This window comes from Pseudomonas koreensis, from assembly GCF_012986595.1.
In the GTDB taxonomy this organism is placed as follows: Bacteria; Pseudomonadota; Gammaproteobacteria; order Pseudomonadales; family Pseudomonadaceae; genus Aquipseudomonas; species Aquipseudomonas koreensis.
The window spans coordinates 521,520-537,177 of record NZ_JAAQYM010000003.1 but is presented as its reverse complement, the minus strand read 5'-3'; the positions used below and the strand labels follow the sequence as shown (position 1 = coordinate 537,177).

The following is a 15,658-nucleotide window of genomic DNA, read 5'->3' as shown; positions in this document are numbered from 1 at the left end:
ACGCCTTCGCGAGCAGGCTCGCTACCACAGGTTTTGTGGATCAACGCAATGCGTAATCCAGCACGATCCCGACAAAAATCGCCAGCCCGGCCCAATGGTTGTGCAAGAACGCCTGGAAGCAGCGCATCCGGTCCTTGCTGCGGGTGTACCAGAACTCCCACGCATAACACCCGGCAGCCACCAGCAAGCCAAGATGGAACCAGATTCCAAGTTCAAACTTGGATCCCGCCAGCATCAGGCAACTCAGCGACAGCGCCTGCAGCGTCAGGATGATCACCCGATCCGCATCGCCGAACAGAATCGCCGTCGACTTCACGCCAATCTTCAAATCGTCATCGCGATCAGTCATCGCGTAATAGGTGTCGTAACCCACCGTCCAAAGCAGATTGGCGATCCACAGCAGCCACGCCGCCGCCGGCAACTCGCCGGTTTCGGCGGTGAATGCCATCGGCATGCCCCACGAGAACGCCGCGCCGAGCACCACTTGCGGGTAATAGGTGTAGCGCTTCATGAACGGGTAGGTGAATGCCAGCGCCAGGCCGCCCAGCGACAGCCAGATGGTCGGCGCATTGGTGCACAGCACCAGCAGGAAGCTCACGCCCATCAGCAGCGCGAAGAACACCAGCGCCTCTTTCGAACTGATCTTGCCACTGGCCAGCGGCCGTTGCGCGGTGCGTTTGACGTGGCCGTCGACCTTGCGGTCGGCCCAGTCGTTGATCACGCAGCCGCCGGCGCGGGTCAGCACCACACCGAGGACGAAAATCACGATGTTGGCCAGCGATGGCGAGCCCTTGCCGGCAATCCACAACGCCCACAGCGTCGGCCACAGCAGCAGGTAAATGCCGATCGGCTTGTCCATGCGCGTCAGCTGAATGAAATCCCAGGCCCGTGGATTCAAACGGTTCAGGGACTTGAGCAGGCTCTGGTACATCAGCAGTTCTCCGGATGGGCGCGGGCGGCGGTCCACAGGCTCGGCAGGAAAATTTCCGCGACCAGTACGCTCAGCGCGCCACGGTCGAAGCGCGAACGGCGGCCCCACAGTTCAGGCGCTTTTGCGGCAGGTGGCAGCCAATGTTCAGGGTAGTGGCAAACTTCGATGGCACGGCGCTGGAACGCCTGATCGCAAAACAGCAGTTCGCCCAGCGAGCGGCTGCCCAGTTCGTCCATGTGCAAGCCGTCGCCTTGCAGCGCGGCACGCGACGCTACGCTGCGGGCGAACACCCAGGCCTCGCCGTGACCGCGCAGATAGACCTCGCGCACCCAGCCCTCGCTGCCTTCGGCCAGATCCAGCGCCACGCATTCGTCGTCGCGCAGGGTGTCCCAGCCTTCGAACAACGGCGTGACGCTGAAGCCGTCACTGGACAGTCGCGTCAGGCGGCGGGTCAGCGAGCCTTCGTCGAACAGCCAGTCGAGGGTCAACGAATCGGGAAGGGGCGTCAGTCGGCTTTGAGTCAGCCAGAGCGGGGCCGGGCAGGCATTTGAATGTTGCACAATGAGTCATTATTGGCCGCAAATGAGGCGGCGAGCTTAACATGGCGTGCTGCGATTTTGATTGATCCGGGTCGCCGTTGCGCCGAACAGGCTTGCATCTGTCCGGCACCATCAGTACAAAACGCCCTGAGCCGGATGGCAGCGCAACACCCATCGACCGTCCGTGCCGGCACACCGCCTGAATCCTGAGGAAGTACCTGAATGAAAAAGTGGCAATGCATCGTCTGTGGCCTGATCTACAACGAAGCCGATGGTTGGCCGGATGACGGCATCGCGCCGGGTACCGCCTGGCAAGACGTGCCGGAAGACTGGCTGTGCCCCGACTGCGGCGTCGGCAAGATGGACTTTGAAATGATCGAAATCAACTAAGCAAAACTGAAGGAGTAAGGCATGAGCGCACCTGTCGTAATCGTCGGCACCGGGCTTGCGGGCTACAACCTGGCTCGGGAGTTTCGCAAACTCGACAGCGAAACCCCGCTGCTGCTGATTACCGCCGATGACGGGCGCTCTTACTCCAAGCCAATGCTCTCCACCGGTTTCGGCAAGAACAAGGATGCCGATGGCCTGAGCATGGCCGAACCCGGCGCCATGGCCGAGCAGTTGAAGGCCGAGGTGCGCACCCACACGCGCATCAGCGGCATCGACGCCGGCCACAAACGCCTTTGGATCGGCGAAGAAGCAGTGTATTACCGCGACCTGATCCTCGCCTGGGGCGCGGAAACCGTGCGGGTGCCGATCAAGGGCGATGGCGCCGATCTGGTATTCCCGATCAACGATCTCGAAGACTACGCACGTTTCCGCGTGGCCGCCGAGGGCAAGCGTCGCGTATTGCTGCTCGGCGCCGGCCTGATCGGCTGCGAATTCGCCAACGACCTGATCCTCGGCGGTTACGAGGTGCAGCTGGTGGCGCCGTGCGAGCAAGTCATGCCGATGCTGCTGCACCCGGCCGCTGCGGCGGCGGTGCAGGCCGGGCTGGAAAGCCTCGGTGCGCGCTTCCACCTCGGCCCGGTGCTGACCCGTCTGCAAAAAGTCGCGGATGGGCTGGAGGCGCATCTGTCCGACGGTCAGGTCATTGCCTGCGATCTGGTGGTGTCGGCCATTGGCCTGCGCCCGCGCATCGATCTGGCGGCGGCTGCCGGCGTGCAGGTCAACCGCGGCGTTGTCGTCGACCGCCACCTGAAGACCTCCCACGCCAATATCTACGCCCTGGGCGACTGCGCCGAGGTCGATGGGCTGAATCTGTTGTACGTGATGCCCCTCATGAGCTGTGCGCGAGCGCTGGCACAAACCCTAGCGGGCAACCCGACGGCGGTGAGCTACGGCCCGATGCCGATCACCGTGAAAACGCCGGTGTGTCCGCTGGTCGTTTCGCCTCCGCCCCGCGGCAGCGAGGGCGTGTGGACGGTCGAAGGGCAGGGCGCCGACATCAAGGCCCTGTGCCACAGCGCCGACGGCCAGTTGCTCGGTTACGCGCTGACTGGCGCGGCGGTGATGGAAAAACTCGCCCTGAACAAACAGCTTCCGGCCCTGCTGGCGTAAATACCGGTCGTTCTGTCGGAATCACCCCGCTTTTGCCCCTACAAAGGTCGCGGGGAGACTGGCGCAGCCGGTATCCGCGTGCCATTCTCACTCCCGTCTGCCGCAGAGTAGAGCCTGCGGCGCCTTGGGCGCTGTTCCAACGAGAACAGCACGGACATAACAACAAAAAACCGTCAAAGGGGCTTCACTAATGCGTAAACCAGAACTCGCCGCTGCAATCGCTGAAAAAGCGGACCTGACCAAAGAACAGGCCAACCGCGTTCTCAACGCCGTCCTCGAAGAAATCACCGGCGCTCTGCACCGCAAGGACAGCGTCACGCTGGTGGGCTTCGGCACCTTCCTGCAACGCCACCGCGGCGCCCGCACCGGCAAAAACCCGCAAACCGGCGAGCCGGTCAAAATCAAGGCCAGCAACACCGTGGCGTTCAAGCCAGGCAAGTCGTTGAAAGACAGCGTTAATCCATAATTGCGCCGAACTGTCTGAATAACGGGGAGCAGCGCAATAAAAAATGGGCACACCGATTGCGGTCGGGTGCCCATTTTTTGTGCCTGCAAGCAAGGTTATTGGCGGCGGAAGCAGGCTTTGCCATTGCCAAAGTCTACGGCCAGGCAGTTTGGCTCAATGGCCAATTGCAGATCTTTGAACAACACAGAAAGATCGCCGTTGGCAGGGTCAGGATAGGCTTGCCAGTCCAGCGTCGCCCATCGAGTTTCCGGCATGACGTTAAACCACTCGATTTCATCAGGAGAATTTTGTGTATGTAAGCCGATTTTCGCCAATGCTTTATTTGGGGAAAACGGCAGTGTCAGCGTGTTTTGCTGCGAGTCTGTCCAAACCTCCTTCAACGTCGAACCGTCTTCTAATTGCCAATGAACTTCCACTGGACGGATCGCGGGTGGTGAGACCGGATCGAAGTGATAAAACGTCAACCAATAGTTATGGTCAACTCGCTCTCTCTCTTCGGGAACCAGGTATTGAGTGGTGGTCGCCAGATCAAATCCGATTGGTTGTTCGAACGTTAAGGGCTGGTTTTTCCGTTTCTTCCAGCCAATGTTGAAGGCGCGGCTATCCCCCGCGACGTCGAACCATTGATAGGGTTCGTGATTCTGGTCTGTGCCAAAGCCAATTTTTTTCAGCGTTCTGTGTTGATCGTAAGGAAACCAGAGGTCTGTTTGTTGATTCGAGTTCAAGAGCAATTGACCCGGCGGACCTGAATCGAACTCGAGACTGACCATCACGGGCTTCAGGGGCGGCGGCGGAGGCTGGTGATCGTAACGTAGCTCTAAAACGTAGTTCTCTTTAGCCAACTCATTTTTTTCTTTGTCGGCATATTCCTTGAGTTCGACCAGAGTTCTCTCGCGAGAAAGATTGTAGGAAAGCTTCTTTGCTGGTTGGACATCAGGCTCTTGCTCCAGCATGAGAGTGTTTTCCTCGACATACCAGTTTCCCTTGGCGACACCACCAGCCGATCCGTAGGCGATACCCGCAGAAAAGGTGCCGTCCTTACGCAACAGCAACTCGGCGCCCATTTCCATTGCACCTGTCAGGTAGTAATGGCCCTCCAGTGGCGGGGTGTCTGCATGCGCCTGGGTAACGGGAAGCCACATCAGCGTTGCGAGCAACAGCGGTTTCAATTCCATGAGGTAATGCTCCTTACCAGCTCCCGAAGGGAATGCCGAATTTTTCGATGTAGGCTTTAGATTCAGGTGATAGAGGCAGTGCGTACCGCCCCTCGTTTTTTCCTTGATACGGGCCTTCCTTCATTACACTCCCTTCGACCCGAGTAATCTCGACAGACTTGAGGCAAGCGCCCCCTAGCCAGACTTTTGCAATACCGCCGGGGGCCAAGCCAATACACATGTCATCGCGGTAGTCCGTGATCCATTTGCCATCAGCCCTGCAGAAAGTTTTTTCCGGTCTTCGTCTTCGGGGCCTGTAACCCGTGCGGTCTGAGTCACCAGCGGACGGCGTGGTGCAGGCAGCGGAGGCCGAAAAACCACCTCGGCGGGAATCACGCTAAAGCGATTTCGGTAGCCCTGGGTAAAACCATCGGCGGTTTTGACGTCGCTGGGGCCGGACTCCTCAAGCACTTGTGGCTGTCGGCCTTCATGGGCAACGCTGAGCAGAAGCCACAGGTCGTTGCACTTTTTACGCGGGTGTCCGGTCAGCTCAAACAGGTGACCGCAACGCAGATTCGTCTGATCGCTTTCGCCGTCGCCCAGTTCGTAGTCGCTACGGTGGCGCTCCACTGCCTGCCGGGCAATTTGCTTGCCGCGCCTTTCGTTCTCGATCAGCAGTGGATAGCGGTAATCTTCGAGCGTTGGCGTGAACCCGGCGGTGAAGCGGCTTTCGAGCAACAGACTCGGGCGCTTCAGGTCGTAGTCACGGCGGGTGACGGAGCTGGTGCGCGTACTGTTACGCACACCCAATCGGCTGATCACCTGATGCTCGGCCACCATGCCGGATTCCCGCTTATACGGTGTCGCAGCCAACCTGGGGAGAAACACCTGGTCATCGGTGAACACCAGCAAATGGCCGTCGATCGAATGCTGGTGATGCCAGGCGATACCGTCCTCGGCGCACAGCCGCTGGATAAATTCAAAATCGCTTTCCGCGTATTGAGTGCAATAGTCGCGAGGCGGGTTCGGGGTGGCATGAAAGGTGAACGCATCACCTTGAATTCCGTGCCCCTTGAGCACCTGCGCGATGATCTGCGGCACCGTGTGCTGCTGAAAAATCCGTTGGTCATGGCTGAACTGCAAGTAGTACAACGCCGGCACCAGCGTCAGTTGGTAATCGGTAAGGCGATTTCCGGCTTCACCCATCCGCACATCTTCAATGCGTCCGTGAATACCTTCTTGGTTAAACCCGAATTGCAGAAACGCCGGCTGACTGAGCAGGCCCTCCAGATCGATATCCGCTCGTTCACTGACCAGCTCGATGCGGATGGCGTACAGGCAACTGATGGCTTCATCACCCTCAAACGCGAGCACCTTGAAGTCGTGGTGGACTCCGGGAATTTGCAGGTTAAAAGGCGCGCAATTGCCCGTACTGAACATACGCTTGTCCTTAAGCAAGGTGAGTCGATGCGCGGTGTTCGATCGTCCCTGATCGCCACGCGAAAAGAATTTGCCAAGGCAAGCTAGCAACGCGATAAATAAATTGATGTAAGAAGTATCTCTGACATTCGTCAGAGCATTCCCGGCGTGAAAGTGTTGTGCGGATTGAAGGAAATGACTGTAGGACGTCACTTCGATAATTATTGAGTTGGTACTGAAGTACACCATTCACGAGGTGAATAAAGTTTCAAAAGAATGAATTGCCATCAAATTGATGGCACTTTTGTTGTTGAACGTTGTCACCGGCCAATTGTTTGTAAAATTCGGCAAGTTTTCAGAAGAATCCTACTTCTATTTTTTTCAAGAGTTGTCATGCTTGCCGCCGTGTAATGGGGCGAACGCTCGAGGCGAAACGCTTCGTTCGGAGCAGGGCGCTCTGGATCAAGGGTTCTGAGGGGGTTGGGCAAATGCGTACAATATAAATCGCCATCAGGGATTCCCCTGTCACATATAGGGCGATCTCCTACACGGCCCAATGAACACTTCGTCTTGTTGTTTAATCAGATGCTTGCTAGTGGCCATCATAGTGATTACGATGCGCCCACTTGAAAGAGCACATCTCAATTGGATGAGTCGCTTTACTGCTCTTCGATACTGTCCCGCGCCGTGGCAACTCCAATAGGCGCATGACCGTAATCCTAAATAAAGGCCATGGATGTCCTACTCAAGCAAACTTTCCGCCCATTACCTCGAACTCGCAAAAGTCTCTGTTTCCAAAGAGAATTTCGCGGGCGAAGACGTTCGTTTCTCGAGCGAATTCGAGGCGCTGGAAAGCGAGCTGGCCAAAGCCTCGTCGATGCACGAAAGCGGGCAGATCGACTGGCTCAAAATCCGTGAAAACAGCGAAAACCTGCTGCGTACCCAATCCAAGGATTTGCGGGTCGGCGCCTGGCTGACCTGGTCGTTGTACCAGCGCGAATCCTTCCCCGGGCTGCTGGCCGGCCTCGGCTTGCTGCACCATCTGTCGGAAAACCACTGGGCCGACGTTCACCCGCTCAAACCTCGCACCCGTGCCGCCGCCATCGGCTGGCTGGTGCCGCGCCTGGAGCAGGTGCTCACCGAAAACATCGCGATCAAGGAACAGCTGCCGATGTTCCGGCAGTTGTCCGAGCATCTGGCCGGCCTCGATGCCGCGTGCACCGAGCACCTGGGCGACGACGCGCCGCTGCTGCTGCCGCTGTCCCGTCGCCTGAAAACCATGATCCAGCGTGCGGCCGATAACCAGCCCGCTCCCGGCGTGGTCGGCGCGGCGGTGGCGCAGGTCAAGCAGGCCGCGAGCCAGTTGCTCACCCCCGGCGCACCGATCGACAACGAAAAAGACGCCTACAAGGCCTTGCGCGCCCAGCAGGAAAGTGCGCGCCCGTTGTGTGCCTGGTGGCTCAAGCAGAAAGCCACCGACCTGCGCGCCCTGCGCCTGAACCGCACCTTGCTCTGGCTGCCGATCGACGCGGTGCCCGAGCGCAACGCCGAGCAGATCACCGTGCTGCGCGGCCTGCCTGTCGACAAACTCAAGCAGTACCAGGATCGCTTCGATCAGGGCAAATACGCCGACCTGCTGGTGGAACTGGAGGCGAGCCTGGCGAAGGCGCCGTTCTGGTTCGATGGCCAGAGGATGGTCTGGGAATGTCTCCAGAACCTCAACGCCGAGATGGCGATGCGCGAAGTGGAAATCCACTTCGCGCTTTTGGTTCAGCGCCTGCCCGGCATCATCGAATGTCGTTTCCATGACGGCGCGCCGTTTGCCGATCCGTCCACCCGGGCGTGGATCGCCGGCAATGTCATGCCGCACCTGCAAAGCGCCAGCGCGCCGCGCAAGGTCGAAACCGATGACGTCGAAACCCAGCCCGCCTGGGAAAAGGCGCTGCAGGAAGTGCTGCCGCTGCTGCGCAAGGAAGGCCTCAAGCCTGCCGTGCAGATTCTCAAGCAGGGGCTGCAATCGGCCCATGGTGGCCGCGAGCGGTTTTTCTGGCAGTTCGCCCTCGCGCGGCTGTGCTTCATGGCCAAGAAGTACGAACTGGCCAAGAACCAGCTCGAAACCCTCGATCAGACATTACAGGACTCAGGCCTGCACGCCTGGGAGCCCGATCTTGCATTGGAAGTGCTGCACCTGCTGCACAGTTGCTGCGAGTTGTTGCCGCAGAACCATGCAGTGCGTGAACGCAAGGAAGAGATTTATCGCAGGCTGTGCCACCTCGACCTCGAAGTGGTACTCGAATAGGCCCCAGGGCCACAACCGCAAGGAGAAAAGCCATGGCCAAAGAAGGCTCGGTAGCCCCCAAGGAACGCATCAACGTCACCTTCAAACCCGCCACCGGCGGTGCTCAGGAAGAGATTGAACTGCCGCTGAAGCTGCTGGCAATCGGTGACTACACCCACCGCAAGGACGATCGCAAAATCGAAGATCGCAAGCCGATCAGCATCGACAAGATGACCTTCGACGAAGTGTTGGCCAAGCAAGAACTGGGTCTGACGCTGAGCGTGCCGAACCGTCTGCAGGAAGATGGCGAGGCCGACGAGCTGGCTGTGCAACTGCGCGTCAATTCGATGAAGGACTTCAACCCGGCCAGCCTGGTCGAGCAAGTGCCTGAGCTGAAAAAACTGATGGAACTGCGCGATGCGCTGGTGGCCCTCAAAGGCCCGCTGGGTAACGCACCTGCGTTCCGTAAAGCGATCGAAGGCGTGCTCGCCGACGACGAATCCCGCGGTCGCGTACTCGGTGAGCTGGGCCTGAACGCCGCAGCCCCGGACGCCTGAGACTCCAGCCAAGGAAGCCAACACAATGAGCACTAGCGCAGCACAAGAGAAGAGCGCCGCCAGCGGCGAGTACAGCATTCTCGACAGCATCATCGCCGAAACCCGTCTGACTCCGGACGACGAAGCCTACGACATCGCCAAGCGTGGCGTGTCGGCGTTCATCGAAGAACTGCTCAAGCCGCAGAACAACGGTGAGCCGGTCAAGAAGGCCATGGTTGACCGCATGATCGCCGAGATCGATGCCAAGCTCAGCCGTCAGATGGACGAAATCCTGCACCACCCGGACTTCCAGGCCCTGGAATCGTCGTGGCGCGGCCTGCAGTTGCTGGTCGATCGCACCAACTTCCGCGAAAACATCAAGATCGAAATCCTCAACGTCTCCAAAGAAGACCTGCTGGACGATTTTGAAGACTCGCCGGAAGTCATGCAGTCGGGCCTGTACAAGCACATCTACACCGCTGAATACGGCCAGTTCGGTGGTCAGCCGGTGGGCGCGATCATCGCCAACTACTACATGTCCCCAAGTTCGCCGGACGTGAAACTGATGCAGTACGTGGCCAGCGTATCCTGCATGTCCCACGCGCCGTTCATCGCCGCGGCCGGCCCGAAATTCTTCGGTCTGGAAAGCTTCACCGGCCTGCCGGATCTGAAAGATCTGAAAGACCACTTCGAAGGCCCGCAATTCGCCAAATGGCAGAGCTTCCGTACTTCGGAAGACTCCCGCTACGTTGGCCTGACCGTGCCGCGTTTCCTGCTGCGTAACCCGTACGACCCGGAAGAAAACCCGGTCAAGTCGTTCGTGTACAAGGAAACCGTTGCCAACAGCCACGAGCACTACCTGTGGGGCAACACCGCTTTCGCGTTCGGCACCAAGCTGACCGACAGCTTCGCCAAATTCCGCTGGTGCCCGAACATCATCGGCCCGCAGAGCGGTGGCGCTGTTGAAGACCTGCCGCTGCACCACTTCGAAAGCATGGGCGAAATCGAAACCAAGATCCCTACCGAGGTTCTGGTTTCCGACCGTCGTGAATACGAATTGGCCGAGGAAGGCTTCATCTCCCTGACCATGCGCAAAGGCTCCGACAACGCGGCGTTCTTCTCCGCCAGCTCGGTGCAGAAGCCGAAGTTCTTCGGCATCAGCGCAGAAGGCAAGGCGGCAGAGCTGAACTACAAGCTCGGCACCCAACTGCCGTACATGATGATCGTCAACCGCCTGGCTCACTACTTGAAAGTGCTGCAGCGCGAGCAACTCGGTTCGTGGAAAGAGCGTACCGACCTCGAGCTGGAACTGAACAAGTGGATCCGCCAGTACGTGGCCGACCAGGAAAACCCAAGCGCCGAAGTGCGTGGCCGTCGTCCGCTGCGCGCTGCGCAAGTGATCGTCAGCGACGTTGAAGGCGAGCCGGGTTGGTACCGCGTCAGCTTGAACGTGCGTCCGCACTTCAAGTACATGGGTGCCGATTTCACCCTGTCGCTGGTTGGCAAGCTGGACAAAGAGTAAGAGCGACTCATGGACGGATACGGCAGCCTGTTCGAACGCCTCAACGGCGACGCGCAACAACGCAAGGGCAACAGCCTTGAGGCGTGTGCCATGGCGTCGGTGGCTGCCCATCTGGCCAAAATGCTCAGCACCCGGGCCGGCAGCGTGCAAACGCTGTCCGACTACGGGTTGCCCGATCTCAATGACATGCGCTTGAGCCTGCACGACTCCCTGAGTCAGGCCCGCCTTGCCATCGAAAGCTTCATCGAAGCCTACGAGCCGCGTCTGAGCAACGTGCGTGTCATTTCCCTGCCGCGTGACCACGACCAACTGCGGCTGGCCTTCAGCATCGAAGGCCTGCTGGAAGTCGAGGGTTTCAAGCGTCAGGTCAGTTTTTCCGCGCGCCTGGATGGCAGCGGTCAAGTGAAGGTCAACTAAGGAGAATCCCGATGTCTGGCAAACCTGCAGCACGCGTATCCGACCCCACCGCTTGCCCACTTCCAGGCCACGGCACCAACCCGATCGCCGCCGGTTCCGGCGACGTGTTCTTCGACGGCCTCGCGGCCGCCCGCCAAGGCGATGCCTCGGCGTGTGGTGGTGCGATGTCGGGCGGTTTGGCTACCACGGTTTTGATCAACGGCAAACCTGCCGCGACGGTTGATTCGGTGGGGACCCATGGCAACAAGGTCACGGCGGGGTCCGGAACGGTGATTATCGGCAATTCGCATTCGCCGGTGCCGTTTGTGCCGCCTTTGCCGGTGGAGATCAAGTGGCCGTTTAACGAGCACTACGTCATCAATTGTCAGGACTCCGGGAAGCCACTGGCGGGAGTGGCATACAGTTTCAAAACGGCCTCGGGGAAAGTTATCAGTGGCGTCACGGGAGCCGACGGGAAGACGCAAAAAATCTCGTCCTCTGTAGCGGAGTCCTATGAGTTGATTATTGAACAGCAATCTGAAGTCGTAATTGGATAAAAGGATTTTGTTATGGCGGATACGAAAATAGCATCAAGTCTGACGCCGGCCAGTAACCAAACTGGTAAGTCTGCAGCTGTCCGTCAATTCAAAATCACAGATATACCTGATGCGATGGATAAGATGAAGTGGCCAGTTGCTGCGAAGCTGATGCGCCATTGGTTTGATGGCAAACCATGGCAAACTGCCGATGGTGCGATGAGTAAAGAGGTCAAAGACCATATTGCTCTTGCTGACATCGCTTACGTAAATGACACCATCGTAAAAATGGCCTGGCTGGAAAAATTTGAGCCTGCGAAAGCTGTCATTGAGGAGCTTAAGTCTGCTTGGGATAATCCTGCAGGCCGCAATAATATAAGCAAGAAGATTAAAGATAAGTATCTTGGCTTGGCGCCGGGTGTCTATCCTTTTAAGTTTGCGAGCGCCAGAAAGGTTGAAGAGTTTGGATACAGTAATAATCGAGCAGTTAAATTCGGTCTAATAGAGAAGACTGATGAATTGCGAGCTGCGCTGGCAAACTTTAACGTCCGCGTATTTCCAGAAGGGAAGCTGGTTATTTCCGTAGACAGCATTCAACTGTTTGTAGAGCGAATTGGGTTTTACGCTGAGGACGCCTATGACTTCAATGACGCACCGGATGACAACTTCAGTCAGCCATTGGGGTTTTGGAACTTCGATGGTATAGCCAACCCGGCCTATGCGGCCACTGCAAATGCCGGTGCGGCGCAGATGAAGTCAGACATCGCTTCAAACCCCTATATCAGTGCAGAAGACTCTCAGGCGATGTTTCGGGAAATAGAGAACTCGCGTTATTTCTATATTACGAATTCTCATTTTGTAAGATATCGGACGGAATTTAAAAAAGGCGGTGATTTCCAGGTTTTGTCTGATGTCCGATATCAGAATGTTCCCGTAACAGTTATTAATGTTTGGAATAAGTAATGCATATTTTTTGCTCATATACAATAGCAGTAGAAGCGGGTGCGGCGAAAAAATGACTACGCTTAAAAAGAAATGGCTAGTGCCTATCAGTTTGCTCTTGGTGTTGATTGCGTCGCTCGTTTATTGCGTAAACGCAATGCTAGGGTATCCTGCAAGTACAACTACAGCTAGCCCCTCGGGCCGCTACACAATTGAGAATGTGCGTGTCGGCAGGATCTTCATGCTTGGCGGTATGGCGTATTTAAGAGTTGTCGACTCAAAGGACCCAGGAAAGGTATATCGAACCCCGTTGTATGATACACAGTCATTGGATATGCGCACATTCGAAGATGATGCTGAGGTTGGAATTACTTGGATCGCCTTCGAAAAGAAAGATAAGGTTTTTATAATCTCCATGCCGCAATGGGAAGAAAATTGGCTGAATATTTTCATTAGTAATACACCCTACGAGATTCTGGAAAATTGATAGCAGTATGAACAGCTACGTTCGTCTCACCCTATGCTTATTAATCCACGCCCTCGGATGCGTGGCTTAAAGCGTAATCCGCAGGACAGTTATTCCATGAGCTCCACTACCAGGCAGGTAACCCGTGTCCTTTAACCACTACTACCAAAGCGAACTCACCGCACTGCGCCAACTCGGTCGCCGTTTCGCCGAGCGTAGTCCGGCGTTGGCGCCGTTCCTGGGCCAGGCCGGGCGGGATCCGGATGTGGAGCGGTTGCTGGAAGGTTTTGCGTTCCTCACCGGGCGGCTGCGGCAGAAGCTCGATGACGAGCTGCCAGAGCTCAGCCACTCGCTGATGCAGCTGCTGTGGCCGAACTACATGCGCCCGCTGCCGGCGTTCAGCATTCTGCAGTTCGATCCTTTGAAGCGTTCGGGCCCGGCGCTGGTGGTCGAGCGCGATACGCCAGTTGAAAGCAAACCGATCGAAGACGTGCGCTGCCGTTTCCGCACCTGCTACCCGACTGAAGTGTTGCCGCTGGATCTGGCTGCGCTGAATTACTCGGTGAAGGGCGATGGTTCGCTGCTCAGTCTGCGTCTGGAAATGAGCGCCGACGGCCATCTCGGTGAGCTGGAACTGAGCAAGCTGCGCCTGCACTTTGCCGGTGAGCGCTACATCAGCCAGATGCTCTACCTGAGCCTGCTGCGCAACCTGGAAGGCATCGAACTGATCCCGCTCGACGGTGCCGGCAAGCCAATCGATGGCGTGGCCGGCAAACCCATGGCGTTCAAGATTCCGGGCGACCGGGTCAAGCCGGTGGGCTTTGCCGAAGAAGAAGCGTTGATCCCGTATCCGCTGAACACCTTCCGTGGCTATCGCTACCTGCAGGAATACTTCGCCTTCCAGGACAAGTTCCTGTTCGTCGACGTCAACGGTCTGGACATCCTCAAGGCGTTGCCGGAAGACACCCTCAAGCAAATGCGCGGCCTGGAACTGCGTTTCGATATCCGCAAGAGCGGCATCATGCGCATGCGTCCGACCCTGGATAACGTGAAGCTGTTCTGCACGCCGATTGCCAACCTGTTCGCGCACGACGCCTTGCCGATCCGCCTCGACGGCAAGCAGGATGAATACCTGCTGCTGCCGGCGGAATACGATCTGGAAAACTGCGGCGTGTTCTCGGTGGAAACCGTCACCGGCTGGAAGCCTGGCGGCCTCGGTTATCAGGAATACGTGCCGTTCGAATCGTTCGAGCACGACCCGAGTTTTGACGTGCCCAACAGCCGTCCGCATTACAGCATCCGCCAGCGTTCGTCGCTGCTGCACGACGGCCTTGACACCTACCTGAGCTTCGGCATCCGTCACACCGAGGCCCACGAAACCCTGTCGATCGAGCTGATGTGCACCAACCAGAACCTGCCGCGCAAGCTCAAGCTTGGCGACATCTGCATGGCCTGCGAAGAGACCCCGGAGTTCCTCAGCTTCCGCAACATCACCCCGGCCACGTCGAGCTTCGCGCCGCCGCTGAACCGTGACTTCCTGTGGAAGCTGATCAGCAACATGTCGCTCAACTATCTGTCGCTGGCGGACGTCAATGCGTTGAAGGTGATTCTCGAAACCTACGACCTGCCGCGCTACTACGACCAGCACGCGGAGAAGGTCAGCAAGCGCCTGCTCGGCGGCCTCAAGCACATCAAGCACCACCACGTTGACCGGCTGCATCGGGGTTTGCCGGTGCGCGGTCTGCGCACCGAACTGACCATCGATCCGGAAGGGTATATCGGCGAGGGCGACCTGTTCGTGTTCGCCTCGGTTCTTAACGAGTTTTTCGCGCTTTACGCCAGTCTCAATTCGTATCACGAGCTGCGGGTAAAAAGCACACAGGGAGAGGTGTACCAATGGACACCACGTATGGGCCTGCAGCCCCTGCTTTAAGCGGGCTGACGAAGGTAATACGCGAGTACTCGCTGTTTCAGGCCGTGCTGCTGGTGATCGACCGGCTGCGCGATGCTCACCCGTACCTGAGCGAAGACGATTTGTACGATCAGGTGGAGTTCCAGGCCAACCCGAGCCTGGGCTTTCCGCGCAGCGACGTCGATCGTGTGGAGTTTTTCGAAGAGCACGGGCAGATGCGCGCGCGCATCCGTTTCAACCTGATCGGTCTGGTCGGTTCCGGTTCGCCGCTGCCGGCGTTCTATGGCGAACAGGCGTTGGGCGACAGCGAGGACGGCAACCCGACGCGCAACTTCCTCGACCTGTTCCACCATCGCCTGCAACGGCTGATGCTGCCGATCTGGCGCAAGTATCGCTATCGCGCCAGTTTCCAGAGCGGCGCGATCGACCCGTTCTCCTCGCAGTTGTTCGCCCTGATCGGTCTGGGCGGCGACGAGATACGCAAGGCCAAGGAGCTGAACTGGAAACGCCTGCTGCCGTACCTCGGCTTGCTCAGCTTGCGGGCGCACTCCGCGGCGCTGATCGAAGCCGTGCTGCGTTACTACTTCAAGCACGAAGACCTGGTCATCGAGCAGTGCATCGAGCGTCGCGTGGAGATCCTCGACGAGCAGCGCAACCGCCTCGGTCGCGCCAACAGCCTGCTCGGTGAAGACCTGGTCCTGGGCGAGCGAGTGCGCGACCGCAGCGGCAAATTCCGCATTCACATCACCGAACTCGACTGGGAGCGATTCCACGAATTCCTGCCCATCGGTTTCGGTTACCAGCCGCTCTGTGCGCTGGTGCGGTTCACCTTGCGTGACCCGCTCGATTACGACATTCGCCTGGTGCTGCGCCCGGAAGAAATCCGCGAACTGCGCATTGGTGAGAAGAACGACTGTCGCCTGGGTTGGACCAGTTGGCTGGGCTGCGAGAAAGCAGACGGCGTGGTGACTCTGGGCAGCAAAATTCATTAAGGACGTGAG

At 58.0% G+C, this 15,658-nt stretch carries 15 protein-coding genes and 2 pseudogenes; 12 read left to right on the top strand and 5 right to left on the bottom strand.

From position 1 onward, the window contains the following. Positions 1–40: 40 nt before the first annotated feature. Both ubiA and HBN98_RS12005 read right to left on the bottom strand, forming a co-directional pair. The gene (gene ubiA, locus HBN98_RS12010) at positions 41–931 is read right to left on the bottom strand and encodes a 4-hydroxybenzoate octaprenyltransferase (RefSeq protein ID WP_083367524.1); all 891 of its coding nucleotides are present in this window, start codon (positions 929–931) and stop codon (positions 41–43) included. Continuing rightward, a complete protein-coding gene (locus HBN98_RS12005; protein WP_064589850.1) occupies positions 931–1,491 on the bottom strand; it encodes a chorismate--pyruvate lyase family protein in 561 nt (186 codons plus the stop codon). Before HBN98_RS12005 ends, ubiA begins: the two co-directional genes overlap by 1 nt. 201 nt (positions 1,492–1,692) lie before the next feature. On the opposite strand from HBN98_RS12005, the gene HBN98_RS12000 reads away from it, so the two are divergent. From HBN98_RS12000 to HBN98_RS11990, 3 genes are all read left to right on the top strand, one after another. After that, the gene (locus HBN98_RS12000) at positions 1,693–1,860 is read left to right on the top strand and encodes a rubredoxin (protein WP_064589849.1); all 168 of its coding nucleotides are present in this window, start codon (positions 1,693–1,695) and stop codon (positions 1,858–1,860) included. Between the two features lie 21 nt (positions 1,861–1,881). Further along, a complete protein-coding gene (locus tag HBN98_RS11995; RefSeq protein WP_083367525.1) occupies positions 1,882–3,030 on the top strand; it encodes an NAD(P)/FAD-dependent oxidoreductase in 1,149 nt (382 codons plus the stop codon). A gap of 190 nt (positions 3,031–3,220) precedes the next feature. Next, positions 3,221–3,496: an HU family DNA-binding protein gene (locus HBN98_RS11990; RefSeq protein WP_003213368.1), complete on the top strand. Its 276-nt coding sequence runs from the start codon at positions 3,221–3,223 to the stop codon at positions 3,494–3,496. 95 nt (positions 3,497–3,591) lie between these two features. On the opposite strand, the gene HBN98_RS27905 is transcribed toward HBN98_RS11990, so the two are convergent. The 3 genes and pseudogenes from HBN98_RS27905 to tssI all read right to left on the bottom strand — a co-directional run. Continuing rightward, entirely contained in the window at positions 3,592–4,671 is a 1,080-nt protein-coding gene (locus tag HBN98_RS27905; protein ID WP_229754977.1) for a hypothetical protein, read from the bottom strand. Between the two features lie 13 nt (positions 4,672–4,684). Then, positions 4,685–4,954, bottom strand: a pseudogene (locus HBN98_RS11980) (DUF2931 family protein); the annotation flags it as partial. Further along, positions 4,948–6,090: pseudogene (tssI, locus tag HBN98_RS11975) on the bottom strand (type VI secretion system tip protein TssI/VgrG); the annotation flags it as partial. The pseudogenes tssI and HBN98_RS11980, both read right to left, overlap by 7 nt. A gap of 715 nt (positions 6,091–6,805) precedes the next feature. Between tssI and tssA the strand changes: the two are divergent. The 9 genes from tssA (at position 6,806) to tssG (ending at position 15,649) form a co-directional block, all read left to right on the top strand. Continuing rightward, entirely contained in the window at positions 6,806–8,368 is a 1,563-nt protein-coding gene (gene tssA, locus HBN98_RS11970; RefSeq protein ID WP_003229588.1) for a type VI secretion system protein TssA, read from the top strand. A gap of 32 nt (positions 8,369–8,400) precedes the next feature. Further along, the gene (gene tssB, locus HBN98_RS11965) at positions 8,401–8,904 is read left to right on the top strand and encodes a type VI secretion system contractile sheath small subunit (protein ID WP_003229587.1); all 504 of its coding nucleotides are present in this window, start codon (positions 8,401–8,403) and stop codon (positions 8,902–8,904) included. 25 nt (positions 8,905–8,929) lie between these two features. Next, complete coding sequence (gene tssC, locus HBN98_RS11960; RefSeq protein WP_064589845.1) at positions 8,930–10,405, top strand: type VI secretion system contractile sheath large subunit; 1,476 nt, start codon at positions 8,930–8,932, stop codon at positions 10,403–10,405. Between the two features lie 9 nt (positions 10,406–10,414). Next, complete coding sequence (tssE, locus tag HBN98_RS11955) at positions 10,415–10,822, top strand: type VI secretion system baseplate subunit TssE (RefSeq protein WP_064589844.1); 408 nt, start codon at positions 10,415–10,417, stop codon at positions 10,820–10,822. Between the two features lie 11 nt (positions 10,823–10,833). Then, a complete protein-coding gene (locus HBN98_RS11950) occupies positions 10,834–11,358 on the top strand; it encodes a PAAR domain-containing protein (protein ID WP_083367526.1) in 525 nt (174 codons plus the stop codon). Between the two features lie 12 nt (positions 11,359–11,370). Then, positions 11,371–12,300, top strand: coding sequence for a DUF6402 family protein (locus HBN98_RS11945; protein WP_083367527.1), 930 nt, complete (start codon positions 11,371–11,373; stop codon positions 12,298–12,300). A gap of 52 nt (positions 12,301–12,352) precedes the next feature. Further along, positions 12,353–12,766, top strand: a complete 414-nt coding sequence (locus HBN98_RS11940) for a hypothetical protein (protein ID WP_151101614.1) — start codon at positions 12,353–12,355, stop codon at positions 12,764–12,766. Between the two features lie 124 nt (positions 12,767–12,890). Beyond that, positions 12,891–14,678: a type VI secretion system baseplate subunit TssF gene (tssF, locus tag HBN98_RS11935; protein ID WP_083367529.1), complete on the top strand. Its 1,788-nt coding sequence runs from the start codon at positions 12,891–12,893 to the stop codon at positions 14,676–14,678. Next, positions 14,642–15,649, top strand: a complete 1,008-nt coding sequence (tssG, locus tag HBN98_RS11930) for a type VI secretion system baseplate subunit TssG (RefSeq protein ID WP_064589840.1) — start codon at positions 14,642–14,644, stop codon at positions 15,647–15,649. The genes tssF and tssG overlap by 37 nt, the downstream gene beginning before the upstream one ends. Positions 15,650–15,658: the final 9 nt, after the last annotated feature.